Here is a 14,980-nt window from a genome sequence, read left to right as displayed (position 1 = left end):
CGTATCAACCCTTGACCGCCATGCCCGATTTTTCGCCCCAACTTCCCGCCAGCCCCCTGCCCGATAGCTTCTTCGACCGCGATGCCCAACTGCTTGCGCGCGAATTACTCGGAAAAGTCATTCGTCATCGTGTGGGCGATCTCTGGCTTTCGGCGCGAATTATTGAAACCGAAGCCTATTACGTGGCCGAAAAAGGCAGCCACGCCTCACTCGGCTACACAGAAAAGCGTAAGGCTTTGTTTCTGGATGGTGGCCATATCTACATGTACTACGCCCGTGGCGGTGATTCGTTGAACTTCAGCGCTCACGGCCCGGGCAATGCCGTGCTGATCAAATCGGCCTATCCCTGGGTAGACGACATTTCCGGCGCGGCGAGCCTGGCGCAGATGCTGTTGAACAACCCCAACCCCGATGGCAGCCCACGCCCCTCGCAAAAACTCTGTGCGGGCCAGACGCTGCTGTGCAAGGCCCTGGGCCTGAAAGTGCCGATGTGGGACGCCAAGCGCTTCGATCAGGAACTGCTGTATGTCGAAGACGTGGGCCAGGTGCCCGCGCAGATTATCCAGACCACGCGCCTGGGCATCCCCAGTGGGCGCGATGAACACTTGATGTACCGCTTCGTCGATGCTGGCTATGCGCCTTATTGCACGCGGAACCCGCTGCGTCGGGGCCAGGTCGAAGGCCGAGATTATTTTTTGATTTGATGATATCCGCAACACAGCGGATCCAATGTGGGAGCGGGCTTGCTCGCGAATGCGGCGTGTCAGTGAAGGAATCTGTTTCTGACACACCGCATTCGCGAGCAAGCCCGCTCCCACAATTGAATCTTCAGCGTTTTTTGAATATGTATGCATGGAGTGGATTGTATGGGCCAATGGCTCGATAGCATCACCGGCTGGTTGACCCTCAACCCACAATGGCTGGCAGCCGCGGTGTTTATCGTCGCGTGTGTGGAGTGCCTGGCGATTGCCGGGTTGATCGTGCCGGGCACGGTATTGCTGTTTGCAATCGCCGCGTTGGCTGGCAGCGGTGCGCTGCCTTTGAGTGAAACCCTACTGCTGGGCTTCCTCGGCGGTTTATTGGGCGACGGCGTTTCCTATTACCTGGGCCGCCATTTCCATCAGAACATCCGGCGCCTGCCCGGCCTGCGCCAGCATCCTGAGTGGATGAACGGTGCAGAAACCTACTTCCACAAGTACGGAATCGCCAGCCTGTTGGTCGGGCGTTTCATCGGCCCATTGCGTCCCATGCTGCCCATGGTCGCCGGCATGTGCGACATGCCCTTCCCGCGCTTTGCCGCTGTGAGCATCATTGCCGCAGCGGGTTGGACCGTGGCCTATCTGCTGCCGGGCTGGGCTGCCGGCGCCGCGTTCCGCCTGCCGTTGCCGGAAGGCTTCTGGCCGGAAGCGGCGATTATCGCGGCGTGCCTGGCGGTGCTGCTGGGGCTGAGTTTGAACAGCAGTTGGCGCGGGCATCGGCGCGCCACCTTGTGGATCGGTTGCGCCAGCCTGGTGTTGTTAATCGCGTTGTTTATCGGCTATCCCCACCTCAATGACTTCGACCAGGGCCTGAGCGCCCTGGTGCAAGAGCATCGCAGCCCGTGGCTGGACGAAGTGATGGTACGGGTCACCCAACTGGGTGAGTTCAAGAAGATGTTCTTCGCCAGCGCGGTGTTCACTGGCCTGTTGCTGTTGGCACGGCAGTGGCGCCACGCGGTGTTTGTCGGCGCCACCCTCGCTGGCGCGGCAGTGATCAACACCGGCACCAAGCTGTTTTTCGCCCGGGGCCGCCCGGAAATCCTCACCGACCCGCTGACCAGCTTCAGCATGCCCAGCGGCCATGCCTCCGGTGCCTTTGCCTTCTTCCTGGCGCTCGCGGTATTGGCCGGTCGCGGTCAACCCACGCGGCTGCGCCTGACCTGGATGCTGCTGGGCTGCATTCCGGCGGCGTTCATTGCCTTGTCACGGGTGTACCTGGGCGCCCACTGGCCGACGGACATCCTGGCCGGCACGTTGCTGGCGATGACCGTGTGTGCGTTCAGCCTGACGGCCATCCAGTACCGCAGCCCATTGCCAGCCATGTCGCAAAAAGCCTGGTGGCTGGTGCTGCCCGCCGTGGTGGCCGTGCTCGGTTTTATCGCCTTTACCGGCACGCCCCACGCCCTGCTCAGGTACGCCTACTGACCCTTGGCCGGGCCGATCCAGTCCACGGAGGCGCTGCGCCGTTCAACGCAACGTTCGCGGCGCTCCAGTAACATCTCATCAGCCACTTCGGCGGCGCGCTCGGCAATGTACTCCGCGCCCCGCGTGGCTTGCTGCTGGAGTAATTGCGTGGTCACGCTGACAAAATAAGCGTCCCACGCCACTTGTTCCGAGGGTGTCAGCCGAATCATGGTTCTCTCCGATCATTGTTGTGTGATCGGAAAATAGTGCAGGCGACACCGTGGAGACGACCGAGCAAAGTCTGAAAGCGCTGTCAGGCAAATCCGAACCTCAGGTGAACAGCTCGCCCTGCAGTTCATCGAGCAACATCTGGATCGCATCCAGCCGTTGCTGTGGGTCGTCCAGTTGCAGCAAGTCGATCTTGTCGGCTTCGGTAAACGGCAACAGATAGGCCAATTGATTGCCCAGGGCTTGCTGGCCTTCGGCGTGGCCGCCCATGTCCAGCGAGGCCACCATCGGGTGCTCGGCCAGGGCCTCAAGCAACGCCAGCAAGTCGGCGTCCTCTTCGCCCAGCGGCGCGTCCGGCAACTCTTGCAACCATTGCACTTGGGCCACCAGCAATTGGTCTTTCTGCACGTCGGCCTCACGCACGCGGAATCGACGGCCACCTTCGACGCGAATGCCCAGCAGGCCGTTATCCTGCTGCTTGAAGTCACGAATCAGCGCTTCACAACCGACAAGCGCATAGCCGTCAGGGGCCGCGCCCACCTCTGAGCCATCCAGGATGCACACCACACCAAAGCCTTCGCCCTTTTTCATGCAACGGCCGATCATGTCCAGGTAGCGCGCCTCAAATATCTGCAAGTCGAGGATGCAGCCCGGGAACAGCACAGTGTTGAGGGGGAATAGCGCCAGACTCATAACGGTTTCCTTAAACCTGGGTTAAACAATGACCGACACCGCCAACGGTAGGAACACCGCCGTGGCCACGCCCATCAAACTCATGGCCAGCGCCGCGAAGGCGCCGCATTCTTCGCTTTCCTGCAGGGCCACCGAAGTGCCGACGGCGTGGGCGGTCATGCCCAAAGCCATGCCGCGCGCTTCGGGGCTGCGCACTCCCAGCCGTGACAAGAGCGCTGGGCCGATCATCGCGCCGACCACCCCAGTGATCAACACAAACACCGCCGCCAAGGCCGCCACGCCGCCGATCTGCTCGGCCACCAGCATGGCAATCGGCGAGGTCACCGACTTGGGCGCCATGGTCATCAGCACCCGGTGCTCAGCCCCGAACCACCACCCCAACGCCACACAAAAACCAGTGGCCAATACCCCGCCTACCACCAGCGTAGTAAAAATCGGCCAGAACAATTGGCGAATCCGTCGCAGGTTCAGATAAAGCGGCACCGCCAGGGCCACGGTCGCAGGCCCCAGCAGGATGCCCATGATCTCGGTGCTCTCGCGGTATTCGGCGTAGCTCAGCCCGCAGGTGAGCAGCACGCCGATCACCAGCAACATCGACACCAGCACCGGCTGCAGGAAGATCCAGCGGGTTTTCTCGAACCCCGCCAACACCAGCTGATAGGCGCCCAGGGTGATACCGATACCGAACAACGGGTGATGAATGACCGCCGTCCAGGCGCCCTGCCAGTCGAGGATCATTGGTCCTTCTCCTTGCGCTTGACCATCTGCTGCATCAGCACGCCGACAAAGCCCATGGCAACCACTAGCGACAGCACCAACGCCCCGACGATGGCCCAAAAATCCGCCACAATGTCCTTGGCGTACACCATTACCCCCACGGCCGGCGGCACCAGCAGCAGCGGCAGGTAACGCAACAGGCTGCCGGCCGCCAGGCTCAGGGGCTCGCCGACTTCACCGCGCCAGACCAGAAAGCCCAGCATCAGCAACAAGCCGATGATTGGCCCAGGCAGCACCGGCACCAGCAAATGATTGATAGCGGTGCCGATCAGTTGAAACAGCACCAGCCAGGTCAGGCCACGTAACAGCATCCCGCTCTCTCCCCCTCAAATCCCGCGCGCATTATAAGCACGCCCGCCCTATGCTCCGGCATTCGCCAAAAGCATGTTGGGTTGACCGGGCTGATTGCCCGTGATGATCTACAGTGGTTCTCTGCAACAAAAAAAAACGCCCCTTATCAACGGGCACATAAGTGATGAACCAAGGAGAGACGCAATGCCCTATGTACCCGTAGCGCAGCTCAAAGATTACGTCGGCAAGGAACTGGGACGTTCCGAATGGCTCACCATCGACCAGGCACGTATCAACCTCTTCGCGGAAGCCACCGGCGATCATCAGTTCATCCACGTCGACCCGATCAAGGCGGCGCAAACCCCGTTCGGCAGCACCATTGCCCATGGGTTCCTGTCGCTGTCGCTGATGCCCAAGTTGATGGAAGACATCCTGATCATGCCCGAAGGCTTGAAAATGGCCGTCAACTACGGCCTGGACAGCGTGCGCTTTATCCAGCCGGTGAAGGTGAACTCCAAGGTGCGCCTGAACGTCACCCTCACTGACGTCACCGAGAAAAAGCCGGGCCAATGGCTGTTCAAGGCGACGGCCACCCTGGAAATCGAAGGCCAGGAGAAGCCGGCCTACATTGCCGAGTCGCTGTCACTCTGCTTCGTATAATCACCACACCTGCTCTGTAGGAGCGAGCTTGCTGAATAAATGCGGTGCCTGTGAGTTTTTCGCGGGCAAGCCCGCTCCTACAGGTGGTAGATCCTGCGCATAGACCACTAGGTTCGGCACCCCGGCTACGGCATACTCGGCGCTCAATTATCCGGATCCCGCTATGCGCCCACTCGCTCCCCTTGCCCTTGCCCTGTTGCTCACCGCTTGCGGAGACGGCGAATCGCTGTTGCCGCCCGATGCGCGCCTGCCCGATGGCGGCCGCTACCGTGGCGACGTGGTCAACGGTTTGCTGCAAGGCCAAGGCCGTGTGGACTACCCCAATGGCAGTTGGTACGCCGGCCAGTTCGACAAAGGCCAGTGGCACGGCCAGGGCGAATGGCATGGCAGCAATGGCGAAGTCTATAAAGGCGAATTCAAGCAGGGCCTGTTTGATGGCCAGGGCAGCCTGACCACGTCGGGCAGCAGCTACGTGGGCGGCTTCAAGAATGGTCGACGCAACGGCGAAGGCACCCTCAAAGAGGGGCAGATGACCTATCGCGGCGAATTCCAAGACGACCAGTATTCAGGCCTCGGCCGCCTGGAACTGGCCGACGGCAGCCAGTATCAGGGCCAGTTCGCCCACGGCAAGCCCAATGGCGAAGGCCAGCGCAATGACGACAGCGGCAACCAGTTCAGCGGCCGCTTTGTCGATGGCCAACTGGAAGGCAATGGCACCTTTAATAGCGCCGAGGGCGATATCTATGTCGGCCAATTCAAGCAGAACCAGCTCAACGGTAAAGGCCGCTACGAGAACGCCGACGGCGACGTATGGATCGGCCAGTTCAAGGAGGGCGCGCTGACCGGCAAAGGCGAACTGATCGGGGTTGATGGCAGCCACTACGTCGGCCAGTTCAGTGACTGGCGCTTTACCGGCGAAGGGCGTCTGAACCTCACCGATGGCAGTTTCTATATCGGTGGCTTTGACAGTGACAACTATCAAGGCCGTGGCACCCTGGTCCTCACCGACGGCACCGTGCAGTCCGGCACCTGGGTCAATGGCCTGCGCGTACGCGACGCCGAGGGCAAGCTGCTGCCCGACCCACTGGAGACCGGCATACTGGCCCAAGGCCGCTTGCTTAATGACGCCCTGGCGACCGTGCCCGCGTCCACCCCGGCGGTGGAACTGTACACCCTGGTGCTGGCCGGTGACGGCAAACAAAGCGTGTTCCTGCGCGAAGCCGATTACGTCAGCAACCTGCTCGCCACCCGCTTCGGCGCGCGCGGGCAAGTGCGCCTGGTCAACCACCGCGACCATATCGCCGACCGCCCCCTGGCCACCCGCGAAAGCCTGCGCCGCTCGGTACAAACCCTGGCCGAACGGACCGGGCCGGAAGACCTGGTGTTCATTTACCTGACCAGCCATGGCACCCATGAGCATGAGCTGGTGCTCGACCAACCGCGCATGGAACTGGCCGACCTGCCCGCCGACGAGCTGGCCGCCGTGCTCGCACCGCTGAAAAACCGCGACAAGGTCATCGTGATCTCCGCATGTTATTCCGGCGGCTTCATACCGGCGCTCAAAGATGAGCGCACCCTGATCATGACCGCCTCCCGCGCGGACCGCGTGTCGTTCGGCTGCTCGGAAGAAGCAGACTTCACCTACTTCGGTGATGCGCTTTTCGCACAGGCTTTCAACCAAACGGATGATTTGCAACACGCCTTCAAACTGGCACAACTGCACGTGGCCGAACGCGAACAGGCGGACAATTTCGAAGCCTCCGAACCGCAGATCTGGGCGCCTAAGGGCGTGATCGCCCATTGGCAATTATTACGTAAACAGCAGGCACGAAAGGCGCTCGAAAGCGTCTCAATGAATAGCAAGGAAGCCAAAGGCAACTAAGCTGTAACGTGTAACAAGGGGGAAACACCATGTACCTGACACCGCAGCATATCTTGCTGGCCGGGGCCTCCGGCCTCACTGGCGAACACCTGCTCGACCGCCTGCTCAACGAACCTACCGTGACCCGCGTGCTGGCACCCAGCCGCAAACCATTGGCTGAACATCCACGCCTGGAAAACCCGGTAGGCGACCCGGCGGTGTTCCTGCCGCAACTGAGCGGCCGCGTGGATATTGCCTTCTGCTGCCTGGGCACCACGATTAAAAAGGCCGGCTCGGAAGCGGCGTTCCGTGCGGTCGACCTGGACATGGTAGTGGCCTTCGCCAAACGCGCACGGGAACTGGGCGCGCGGCATCTGATCGTGATCAGTGCGATTGGCGCCGACCCGAAATCCTCGGTGTTCTACAACCGGGTCAAAGGGGAAATGGAACTGGCGCTCCGAGCGCAAGACTGGCCGCAGTTGACCATCGTACGTCCCTCGCTCCTGCTGGGTGAGCGACTGGAACCGCGCCTGGCCGAACAGTTGGCCGGCCCGCTGTCACGGCTTATCCCGGGCAAGTACCACGGTATTGAAGTCTGCGAACTGGCCCGCGCCATGTGGCGCCTGGCGCTGGAAGAACAGGATGGCGTGCGGGTGGTGGAGTCGGACGAGTTGCGCAAACTCGGCAAGTGATGATGCAGGGCTGTTACTGATCGTTCCCACACTCTGCGTGGGAACGCCGGTTATGACGCTCTGCGTCATGCTTGGGACGCGGAGCGTCCCCGACTGCATTCCCACGCGGAGTGAACGATCCACCCAGTTAGCCCTTATCTTACAGCCCGCCCGTGGCGTTGAAGCCAACCCCCAGCACCGTCAGCACCGACAGTGGCAACAACAAGGTATCGAGCAACGCACTGGCCGGCAGGTCGAGATGGGGAGAGCTCGGGGCCTCGGCACCAAAGCGATCCTTGGCGCAACAACCGCCATTGATCGCATACAGGTCCAGGCGCGTGCCGGCATACACCACCGGCGCGCCCGCCTGCGCGGCATCCAGCGTGCGCGCGGTGGCACAGCCGGTGAGTTGCAGCGCCATCAACAGCAGCAGTGCTTTATTCATCGCCGCCCAGATGGTGCTCGCCCCAACGCGGCAACATGTCCTGGGGAACGTTCAACAGGTTGAGAATGCGCGCCACCACAAAGTCCACCAGGTCATCGATGGTCTGTGGCTGGTGATAGAAGCCTGGCGACGCGGGCAGGATGGTCACGCCCATGTTCGACAACTTGAGCATGTGCTCCAGGTGAATGCTCGAATACGGCGCTTCGCGCGGCACCAGGATCAATTGGCGGCGCTCCTTTAAGGTCACGTCCGCCGCCCGTTCGATCAGGTTGTTGCAGGCGCCCGTGGCAATCGCCGACAAGGTGCCGGTGGAACAAGGCACCACCACCATCGCCGCTGGCGCACCGGAGCCTGAGGCTACCGGCGACATCCAGTCTTCTTTGCCGTAGACCTTGATCTGCCCCGCCGCTGCGCCGGTGTACTCGGTGAGGAATGCCTGCATCATCTGCACCTTGGAAGGCAGCGCGACATCGGTCTCAGTCGCCAGCACCAATTGCGCCGCCTTGGAGATCAGAAAATGCACCTCACGGTCTTCACGTACCAGGCAATCGAGCAGGCGCAGGCCATAGGGCGCACCGGATGCGCCGGTCATCGCCAGGGTAATGCGTTCCGGCCCGCTCATTTCAGTGCCTCGGCCAGCTTGCCGTGCAGGCCGCCGAAGCCGCCGTTGCTCATGACCACCACGTGGGTGCCGGCCTGGGCCAAGGACTTCACATGCTCAATGATGCCTTCCAACGAATCGCAGACTGTGGAGGGCACGGTGCATAGCGCAGCAATCGCGGGCAAATCCCAGCCAAGGTTGGCCGGTGCATACCACACCACCTGGTCGGCATCGTTGACGCTTTCGGGCAGGCCATCACGGTGCGCACCCAGCTTCATGGAGTTGGAGCGCGGCTCGACGATGGCAATGATCTGCGCATCGCCGACGCGCTTGCGCAGGCCATCCAGGGTGGTGGCAATTGCGGTCGGGTGGTGGGCAAAGTCGTCGTAGATGGTAATTCCATTTACTTCAGCGACTTTCTCCATGCGCCGCTTCACACTCTTGAACGCGCTCAAGGCGGCAATGCCCATGGCTGGTACCACGCCAACATGCCGAGCGGCAGCCAGGCTCACCAAAGCGTTGGCCACGTTGTGTTGGCCGGTCATGCCCCAATCGACGATGCCTTGGGGTTGGCCTTCGAACAGCACTTCAAACCGCGAACCGTCTTCGCTGAGCAACCTCGCCTGCCACTGCCCGCCCGCGCCGGTGGTTTGCACCGGGGTCCAGCAGCCCATGTCGATCACACGCTGCAACGCAGGCTCGGTGGTGGGATGAATGACCAGGCCTTCGCTGGGAATGGTGCGCACCAAGTGATGGAACTGGCGCTCAATCGCCGGCAGATCGGGGAAGATATCCGCGTGATCGAACTCAAGGTTATTCAGGATCGCTGTGCGCGGGCGGTAATGGACGAACTTGGAGCGCTTGTCGAAAAAGGCGCTGTCGTACTCGTCGGCCTCGATCACAAAAAACGGTGTCTCACCCAGGCGCGCTGATACCGAGAAGTTCTGCGGCACGCCGCCAATCAGGAACCCCGGGCTCATGCCCGCATGCTCCAGCACCCAGGCGAGCATGCTGCTGGTGGTGGTCTTGCCATGAGTGCCTGCCACTGCCAGGACCCAACGGCCTTGCAGCACATGGTCGGCCAGCCACTGGGGGCCGGAGACGTAAGGCAAGCCTTTGTTCAGTACGTATTCCACCGCCGGATTGCCGCGCGACATGGCGTTGCCGATCACGACCAGGTCCGGCACCGGGTCGAATTGCGCGGGGTCGTAACCTTGGGTCAGCTCAATCCCTTGCGCCTGTAACTGCGTGCTCATGGGGGGATAAACATTGGCATCGGAGCCAGTTACATGATGGCCCAGCTCCTTGGCCAGAACCGCCATCGAACCCATGAACGTACCGCAGATACCCAGAATATGAATGTGCATAGTCGACCTCGTAAACATCGAGGCAGGTTAGCGTAGGGTGGGAAAGTTCGCACGCTTTAGCTGAGCGCGAAACGCCCGCCGGTAGGATCCGGCGGGCAAAAAGGCTGCCTTAAACGGAGGCCTCGGTTTTTTTGGCTTCGGCGTCTTTCAGGGTAATGATCCGGTCAGCCGCCTTTTCCAAGGCGCGATAACGGCGCTCTATCACGCCTAAGCGGCCCCCCGTGCCTGGGCCGGTTTCTGGTTCGAGGTGAGGTTTGAAAATAATGCCGTTATCCTCGGCCACTTGCTTCATATGGGTTTCCGAAATGCTCAGTAACTGCTCAAGGTTATCCAAGCGTGCCCCCCGCTCCTTGGGCCAGGCGTCGCCCATGGCAAGCCGGTCTTCAGTATTTCCCGACGCCAGCGTGATGATGACATTGGCAAATTCCAGCACCACTTTTTCTACCCGGTCCAGATGGCGCGTGGCCGAAGGCGTTGGCGTATCCGATGTGGTTGGCGCGGCTACTTGCGGTGTAGACGCGGGATCGGGCTTTGCAGTACCAGGCAAATGCGGCGGCGGCAATGGCGACGGTACATACTGGCCCTTGATCGCCTCTCCCGCGGCCACGGACCCGGCGTATGCGCCCACATTGATCGGCGCGCTGACGATGCCATTGACGCCCGCGTTGATGAACGCGTCCTTGATTGTCTTGCCGGTTGAAGGTGAGGTGGAAATAACCCCTGCCTTGACCAGCCTGTCGGCATCCAAAAGCCGCTGGGTGACATCGGCCACACTGATCTTGGGCGGTTCCACCGGCTTTACGGAGACAACCCCGCCACTGGTGGGCGTTTGAGGCCCCCTGGTCACTACGCCCTTGAGTTTATCTAAGGCCGACTGGCTTGAACTGGCTGCGGTCGAGCTGGTACCAGGGTTATTTCCACCCAGTGCGTTCTGCAGCCTGGTGGCAGTGGGATTGACCGGGGCGGGCGGCACCCTGGTCGATGGACCGGGGGACACGGACGCAGGCGACGGCACCTTGATCGATGGCGTGGGAGACACGGGCGCCGTGGGCCGGGTTGCGCCTCCAAATGGGAACCGCCGTCCGAAGAAGGAGATTCCACGCTTGTTGCGTACCTTCGGCGCTTGGTCGGCCTCCTGAGCAGAAGGCGGCGTGTCATGGTCAGGCTGAGGGGGGTCCATCGGTTCGCCCCAGCCCGTTATCGAGTGTTGCGGTGGGGAGGTGGGCGTAACATCAAGTTGAACAGGGAGTTGTGGCACAGGAGTCGTTATTGGACTTGTAATATTCATGTGTTGTCACCCTAGAAGTTTCAAACAGCGGTGTTTAAGGGCAATTGATGCTCTGCCCTTATTCCATCAGTGCTTAAAACAACGTGCCACGTTCCGGGACGACGTGAACGGGTAGAGCGATAAAAAACCTTAAATGACGTGGGACAAAAACGAGTCGTCCGCAATAACGGAGTTATTCCGACAACTGTCGCGCGCCCTAATGCATGGCGCCCCGTGAAATACCATGTTTGCGTAACTTGCGATACAGCGTATTGCGACTGACGCCCAACTGTTCCGCCACATGGCTCATATGCCAGCGCTGCTGCGCCAACGCATCGAGTAATGCCTGGCGCTCGGCGCTTTCCAGTGGCAAAGCGTACGGCGCATCCGCCCTTGCCCCTTGCGGCCGCGCCTGGCGAATCAGCGCCGGCAAGTCTTCAAGACCGACTCGCCCGCCCTCACAGAGTGCCACCACCGTGCGCAACACAGTACGCATCTGCCGCAGGTTGCCGGGCCAGTGGAATGCCAACAAGGCCTGGCGCGTCGACTCGTCGAGCATCACCTGCTCGGTGCCTGCTTCCTGCGCCAAGAGGAAATCCAACAGTTGCGACTTGTCACTGCGCTCGCGCAACGGCGGGAGGGCGACTTCCAAGCCGTTCAAGCGGTAATACAGGTCTTCACGAAAGCTGCCATCGGCCACCCGTTCCAGCAAATTGCGGTGCGTGGCGCTGATGATGCGCACGTTCACGGCTTGGGGTTCGCCGCCGATAGGCACCACCAGGCGATCCTCCAGCACCCTTAACAGGCGGGTTTGTAACGCCAGGGGCATGTCGCCGATTTCGTCGAGAAACAGCGTGCCACCATCGGCCTGTTGCAGCTTGCCGCGCATGCCTTCTTTAAGGGCGCCGGTGAAACTGCCGGCGCGATAGCCAAACAGTTCGCTCTCGATCAGGTTTTCTGGAATCGCCGCACAGTTCAGCGCGATAAAGGCCTTGTCGCCCCGCTGGCTGCCCTGATGCACGGCCTTGGCGAAGGCTTCTTTACCGCAGCCGGTTTCGCCGTTGATCAGCAAGGGCACATCGCGCTCGAACACTCGCGAGGCCTTGCGCAGCTCATTTTGCAACGCCGGGTCGCCCAGGCAGATACCCAATGGGCGTGACGCCTGTGGCTTGATGATAGGGGCCGGCGCACTGCGCGGCTGGCCTCGCAGCGCTGCGAATAAAGGCCGACCATCGCGGGTGCGCAGCGGCCAACTGGCCGTGGCATTTGCGCTGGCCCGCCCCAGCAACTGATCCAGGGAGCAGTCGAAAAACGCTTCCACCGGCTGGCCCACCAAGCCGCCGCGCAACTGCCCCAACAGGTTCAGGGCGCTCTGGTTGACCGCACAAATGCGCCCTTCGCCATCAAACGCCAGCAAGCCTTCGCTGAATAACCCGACCGACTCGGCCTGCAGGTGAAAACGCAACAGCCAGTGGTGTTCGAAGTGGCGCAGGAAGTAGCAACTTTCGATCATCTTGGCCGACAGGTTCACCAGCGCCATGGTGTGGAACTGGCTTTGGCGCGACACGGCTTCGCGGGCCGAGGACACATCCAGCACCGCCAGCAATTCACCATGAGGATCGAACACCGGGCTGGCCGAACAGGTCAGCCCGGTATGACGGCCGCGAAAATGCTCGTCACGGTGGATCGTCAACGACTGCCGCTCTACCAGGCAGGTGCCTATGCCGTTAGTGCCTTCGCAGGCTTCGCTCCAGTCAGCGCCCAACCATAAGCCGGCGCGCTCGAAAATCTTGCGCTCCGACGGCGCGGTGACACAGTTGAGGATCACCCCGCGCGCATCGGTGAGCAGCACCGCATGGCCGGCGCCGGAAAGTTGCTGGTGCAGGCTATTCATCTCGCTGCCGGCGATGTGCAGCACTTGGCGCAGGCGTTCGCGACTTTCCAGCAGGCGCCCGTGTTCAAGCACGGTAGGCGCGATGGTCAGCGCCGGGTCGAGGTGGTAGTCCTCCACGCAGCGCAGCCAGGAGCGGGCGATGGACGGGTCGCTGCCCGGCCCCTGGGAAAGCTCTTGGCCACGGGTGACGGTCAGGACTTGCTGGGCATGGCGGCTGAAATGATCGTTATGCATGTTCTTATTATTCTCCCTGCGTGAGAACGCCCAGCATCCCCCAGCCATTGGGCCTTTGCAATCCCGGCCCGACCCACCGGTCACAGGCTGTACCGCTTATGGCACAAACTGTCACCACGCCTGTACCACACCTGTCACGGCACCGCCTTGCGACAAAGCCCAACCCATTGATTTTGCTGGCCCGCACAGCAGTGGCCCAACCTTTGCTCTACGCTTTATAACGCGCTTGCCGCGCTGTACTCCAATAAACATAAAAGCAGGAGATGCTCACCATGCGTTATGCACACCCCGGTACTGAAGGCGCCATCGTTTCGTTCAAGGCCAAATACGGCAACTACATCGGCGGCGAATTCGTGGCGCCAGTCGATGGCAACTATTTCTCCAACACCTCGCCGGTCAACGGCAAGCCGATAGCCGACTTCCCGCGTTCCACCGCCAAAGACATCGACAAGGCGCTGGACGCCGCCCACGCCGCTGCGGACGCCTGGGGCAAAACCTCGGCCCAGGACCGTTCGCTGGTGCTGCTGAAAATCGCCGACCGCATCGAGCAAAACCTCGAACTGCTGGCCATCACCGAAACCTGGGACAACGGCAAGGCCGTGCGTGAAACCCTTAACGCCGACATCCCCCTGGCTGCCGACCACTTCCGCTACTTCGCCGGCTGCATCCGCGCCCAGGAAGGCAGCAGCGCCGAAATCAATGAACTCACCGCCGCCTACCACTTCCACGAGCCGCTGGGCGTGGTCGGCCAGATCATCCCGTGGAACTTCCCGCTGCTGATGGCCGCCTGGAAACTCGCCCCAGCCCTGGCCGCCGGTAACTGCGTGGTGCTCAAGCCCGCCGAGCAAACGCCGCTGGGCATCAGCGTGCTGATGGAGCTGATCGGCGACCTGCTGCCACCGGGCGTGCTGAACGTGGTGCACGGTTTCGGCAAGGAAGCCGGCGAAGCCCTTGCCACCAGCAAGCGCATCGCCAAGATCGCCTTCACCGGCTCAACGCCTGTGGGCTCGCACATCATGCATGCGGCGGCCGAGAACATCATTCCGTCTACGGTGGAGTTGGGCGGCAAGTCGCCGAACATCTTCTTCGCCGACATCATGAAAGCGGAACCTGCATTTATCGAAAAAGCCGCCGAAGGCCTGGTGCTGGCGTTCTTCAACCAGGGCGAAGTGTGCACCTGCCCTTCCCGTGCTCTGGTGGAAGAGTCGATCTACGACGACTTCATGAAAGTGGTGATGAAAAAGGTCGAGTCGATCAAGCGTGGCGACCCGCTGGATACCGACACCATGGTCGGCGCCCAAGCGTCCGAGCAGCAGTTCGACAAGATCCTGTCTTACCTGGAAATCGCCAAGGGCGAAGGCGCGCAATTGCTCACGGGCGGCAAGGTGGAGAAGCTCACCGGCGACCTGGCCACCGGTTATTACATCCAGCCGACCCTGCTCAAGGGCACCAACGACATGCGCGTATTCCAGGAAGAAATCTTCGGCCCGGTGGTGAGCATCACCACTTTCAAGGATGAAGCCGAAGCCCTGGCGATTGCCAACGACACCGAGTTCGGCCTGGGCGCTGGCCTGTGGACCCGCGATATCAACCGCGCCTACCGCATGGGCCGGGCGATCAAGGCTGGCCGCGTGTGGACCAACTGCTACCACCTGTACCCGGCGCATGCCGCGTTTGGCGGTTACAAGAAGTCTGGCGTGGGCCGTGAAACCCACAAGATGATGCTGGATCACTACCAGCAGACCAAGAACTTGCTGGTGAGCTACGACATTAATCCGTTGGGCTTTTTCTAACTCAGCCTTATAGCAAGCAACCAGTTCCCAACTTGA

General features: G+C 61.3%; 16 protein-coding genes. 7 read left to right on the top strand and 9 right to left on the bottom strand.

Going from position 1 to position 14,980, the window contains the following annotated elements; translation table 11 throughout:
• Positions 1 to 20: 20 nt before the first annotated feature.
• Positions 21 to 704 (top strand): DNA-3-methyladenine glycosylase, encoded by a 684-nt coding sequence (locus BMH52_RS13475; protein WP_072435472.1) that lies wholly within the window; start codon positions 21 to 23, stop codon positions 702 to 704.
• 162 nt (positions 705 to 866) lie between these two features.
• Positions 867 to 2,183 (top strand): bifunctional DedA family/phosphatase PAP2 family protein, encoded by a 1,317-nt coding sequence (locus BMH52_RS13470; protein WP_019818749.1) that lies wholly within the window; start codon positions 867 to 869, stop codon positions 2,181 to 2,183.
• Here BMH52_RS13470 and BMH52_RS13465 read toward each other — a convergent pair.
• The 4 genes from BMH52_RS13465 to BMH52_RS13450 form a co-directional block, all read right to left on the bottom strand.
• Positions 2,177 to 2,392, bottom strand: coding sequence for a hypothetical protein (locus tag BMH52_RS13465; protein WP_019818751.1), 216 nt, complete (start codon positions 2,390 to 2,392; stop codon positions 2,177 to 2,179). The genes BMH52_RS13470 and BMH52_RS13465 overlap by 7 nt on opposite strands.
• Positions 2,393 to 2,492: 100 nt before the next feature.
• Positions 2,493 to 3,083 carry an LON peptidase substrate-binding domain-containing protein gene (locus BMH52_RS13460; RefSeq protein ID WP_019818753.1) on the bottom strand — a complete coding sequence of 197 codons (591 nt, stop codon included), beginning with the start codon at positions 3,081 to 3,083 and terminating at the stop codon, positions 2,493 to 2,495.
• 21 nt (positions 3,084 to 3,104) lie between these two features.
• On the bottom strand, positions 3,105 to 3,821 hold the full coding sequence (locus BMH52_RS13455; protein WP_073843930.1) for an LrgB family protein: 717 nt from the start codon (positions 3,819 to 3,821) through the stop codon (positions 3,105 to 3,107).
• Positions 3,818 to 4,171 (bottom strand): CidA/LrgA family protein, encoded by a 354-nt coding sequence (locus BMH52_RS13450; protein WP_014720093.1) that lies wholly within the window; start codon positions 4,169 to 4,171, stop codon positions 3,818 to 3,820. Before BMH52_RS13450 ends, BMH52_RS13455 begins: the two co-directional genes overlap by 4 nt.
• A gap of 184 nt (positions 4,172 to 4,355) precedes the next feature.
• On the opposite strand from BMH52_RS13450, the gene BMH52_RS13445 reads away from it, so the two are divergent.
• From BMH52_RS13445 to BMH52_RS13435, 3 genes are all read left to right on the top strand, one after another.
• Positions 4,356 to 4,811 (top strand): MaoC family dehydratase, encoded by a 456-nt coding sequence (locus BMH52_RS13445; RefSeq protein WP_014720094.1) that lies wholly within the window; start codon positions 4,356 to 4,358, stop codon positions 4,809 to 4,811.
• Positions 4,812 to 4,974: 163 nt separating this feature from the next.
• The gene (locus BMH52_RS13440; protein WP_072435471.1) at positions 4,975 to 6,693 is read left to right on the top strand and encodes a C13 family peptidase; all 1,719 of its coding nucleotides are present in this window, start codon (positions 4,975 to 4,977) and stop codon (positions 6,691 to 6,693) included.
• Positions 6,694 to 6,722: 29 nt separating this feature from the next.
• Positions 6,723 to 7,364, top strand: coding sequence for an oxidoreductase (locus BMH52_RS13435; RefSeq protein ID WP_014720096.1), 642 nt, complete (start codon positions 6,723 to 6,725; stop codon positions 7,362 to 7,364).
• A gap of 139 nt (positions 7,365 to 7,503) precedes the next feature.
• Here the strand turns inward: BMH52_RS13435 and BMH52_RS13430 are convergent, their stop codons facing one another.
• The 4 genes from BMH52_RS13430 to BMH52_RS29570 all read right to left on the bottom strand — a co-directional run bounded on the left by BMH52_RS13430 (position 7,504) and on the right by BMH52_RS29570 (position 10,528).
• On the bottom strand, positions 7,504 to 7,788 hold the full coding sequence (locus BMH52_RS13430) for a YceK/YidQ family lipoprotein (protein WP_014720097.1): 285 nt from the start codon (positions 7,786 to 7,788) through the stop codon (positions 7,504 to 7,506).
• Positions 7,781 to 8,410: a flavin prenyltransferase UbiX gene (gene ubiX / locus BMH52_RS13425; RefSeq protein WP_072435470.1), complete on the bottom strand. Its 630-nt coding sequence runs from the start codon at positions 8,408 to 8,410 to the stop codon at positions 7,781 to 7,783. The genes BMH52_RS13430 and ubiX overlap by 8 nt, the downstream gene beginning before the upstream one ends.
• Positions 8,407 to 9,756 carry a UDP-N-acetylmuramate:L-alanyl-gamma-D-glutamyl-meso-diaminopimelate ligase gene (mpl, locus tag BMH52_RS13420; protein ID WP_020301976.1) on the bottom strand — a complete coding sequence of 450 codons (1,350 nt, stop codon included), beginning with the start codon at positions 9,754 to 9,756 and terminating at the stop codon, positions 8,407 to 8,409. The genes ubiX and mpl overlap by 4 nt, the downstream gene beginning before the upstream one ends.
• 109 nt (positions 9,757 to 9,865) lie before the next feature.
• Positions 9,866 to 10,528, bottom strand: a complete 663-nt coding sequence (locus BMH52_RS29570) for a hypothetical protein (protein WP_256575787.1) — start codon at positions 10,526 to 10,528, stop codon at positions 9,866 to 9,868.
• 82 nt (positions 10,529 to 10,610) lie between these two features.
• On the opposite strand from BMH52_RS29570, the gene BMH52_RS29565 reads away from it, so the two are divergent.
• Entirely contained in the window at positions 10,611 to 10,895 is a 285-nt protein-coding gene (locus tag BMH52_RS29565) for a hypothetical protein (protein WP_177480889.1), read from the top strand.
• 345 nt (positions 10,896 to 11,240) lie between these two features.
• Here the strand turns inward: BMH52_RS29565 and BMH52_RS13405 are convergent, their stop codons facing one another.
• Positions 11,241 to 13,151 (bottom strand): sigma-54-dependent Fis family transcriptional regulator, encoded by a 1,911-nt coding sequence (locus BMH52_RS13405; RefSeq protein ID WP_072435469.1) that lies wholly within the window; start codon positions 13,149 to 13,151, stop codon positions 11,241 to 11,243.
• Between the two features lie 272 nt (positions 13,152 to 13,423).
• On the opposite strand from BMH52_RS13405, the gene BMH52_RS13400 reads away from it, so the two are divergent.
• Entirely contained in the window at positions 13,424 to 14,944 is a 1,521-nt protein-coding gene (locus tag BMH52_RS13400; protein WP_005791797.1) for an aldehyde dehydrogenase family protein, read from the top strand.
• Positions 14,945 to 14,980 lie beyond the last annotated feature (36 nt).

The organism is Pseudomonas sp. BTN1 (assembly GCF_001907715.1).
GTDB classification, from domain to species: domain Bacteria; phylum Pseudomonadota; class Gammaproteobacteria; order Pseudomonadales; family Pseudomonadaceae; genus Aquipseudomonas; species Aquipseudomonas paracarnis.
This window is presented reverse-complemented; position numbering and strand designations above follow the sequence as displayed.

What these genes read in the sequence shown, in the direction of transcription:
- BMH52_RS13475 (WP_072435472.1), top strand. Translation starts at nt 21, where the DNA reads ATGCCCGATTTTTCGCCCCAACTTCCCGCCAGCCCCCTGCCCGATAGC.
- BMH52_RS13470 (WP_019818749.1), top strand. Translation starts at nt 867, where the DNA reads ATGGGCCAATGGCTCGATAGCATCACCGGCTGGTTGACCCTCAACCCA.
- BMH52_RS13465 (WP_019818751.1), bottom strand. Translation starts at nt 2,392, where the DNA reads ATGATTCGGCTGACACCCTCGGAACAAGTGGCGTGGGACGCTTATTTT.
- BMH52_RS13460 (WP_019818753.1), bottom strand. Translation starts at nt 3,083, where the DNA reads ATGAGTCTGGCGCTATTCCCCCTCAACACTGTGCTGTTCCCGGGCTGC.
- BMH52_RS13455 (WP_073843930.1), bottom strand. Translation starts at nt 3,821, where the DNA reads ATGATCCTCGACTGGCAGGGCGCCTGGACGGCGGTCATTCATCACCCG.
- BMH52_RS13450 (WP_014720093.1), bottom strand. Translation starts at nt 4,171, where the DNA reads ATGCTGTTACGTGGCCTGACCTGGCTGGTGCTGTTTCAACTGATCGGC.
- BMH52_RS13445 (WP_014720094.1), top strand. Translation starts at nt 4,356, where the DNA reads ATGCCCTATGTACCCGTAGCGCAGCTCAAAGATTACGTCGGCAAGGAA.
- BMH52_RS13440 (WP_072435471.1), top strand. Translation starts at nt 4,975, where the DNA reads ATGCGCCCACTCGCTCCCCTTGCCCTTGCCCTGTTGCTCACCGCTTGC.
- BMH52_RS13435 (WP_014720096.1), top strand. Translation starts at nt 6,723, where the DNA reads ATGTACCTGACACCGCAGCATATCTTGCTGGCCGGGGCCTCCGGCCTC.
- BMH52_RS13430 (WP_014720097.1), bottom strand. Translation starts at nt 7,788, where the DNA reads ATGAATAAAGCACTGCTGCTGTTGATGGCGCTGCAACTCACCGGCTGT.
- ubiX (WP_072435470.1), bottom strand. Translation starts at nt 8,410, where the DNA reads ATGAGCGGGCCGGAACGCATTACCCTGGCGATGACCGGCGCATCCGGT.
- mpl (WP_020301976.1), bottom strand. Translation starts at nt 9,756, where the DNA reads ATGCACATTCATATTCTGGGTATCTGCGGTACGTTCATGGGTTCGATG.
- BMH52_RS13405 (WP_072435469.1), bottom strand. Translation starts at nt 13,151, where the DNA reads ATGCATAACGATCATTTCAGCCGCCATGCCCAGCAAGTCCTGACCGTC.
- BMH52_RS13400 (WP_005791797.1), top strand. Translation starts at nt 13,424, where the DNA reads ATGCGTTATGCACACCCCGGTACTGAAGGCGCCATCGTTTCGTTCAAG.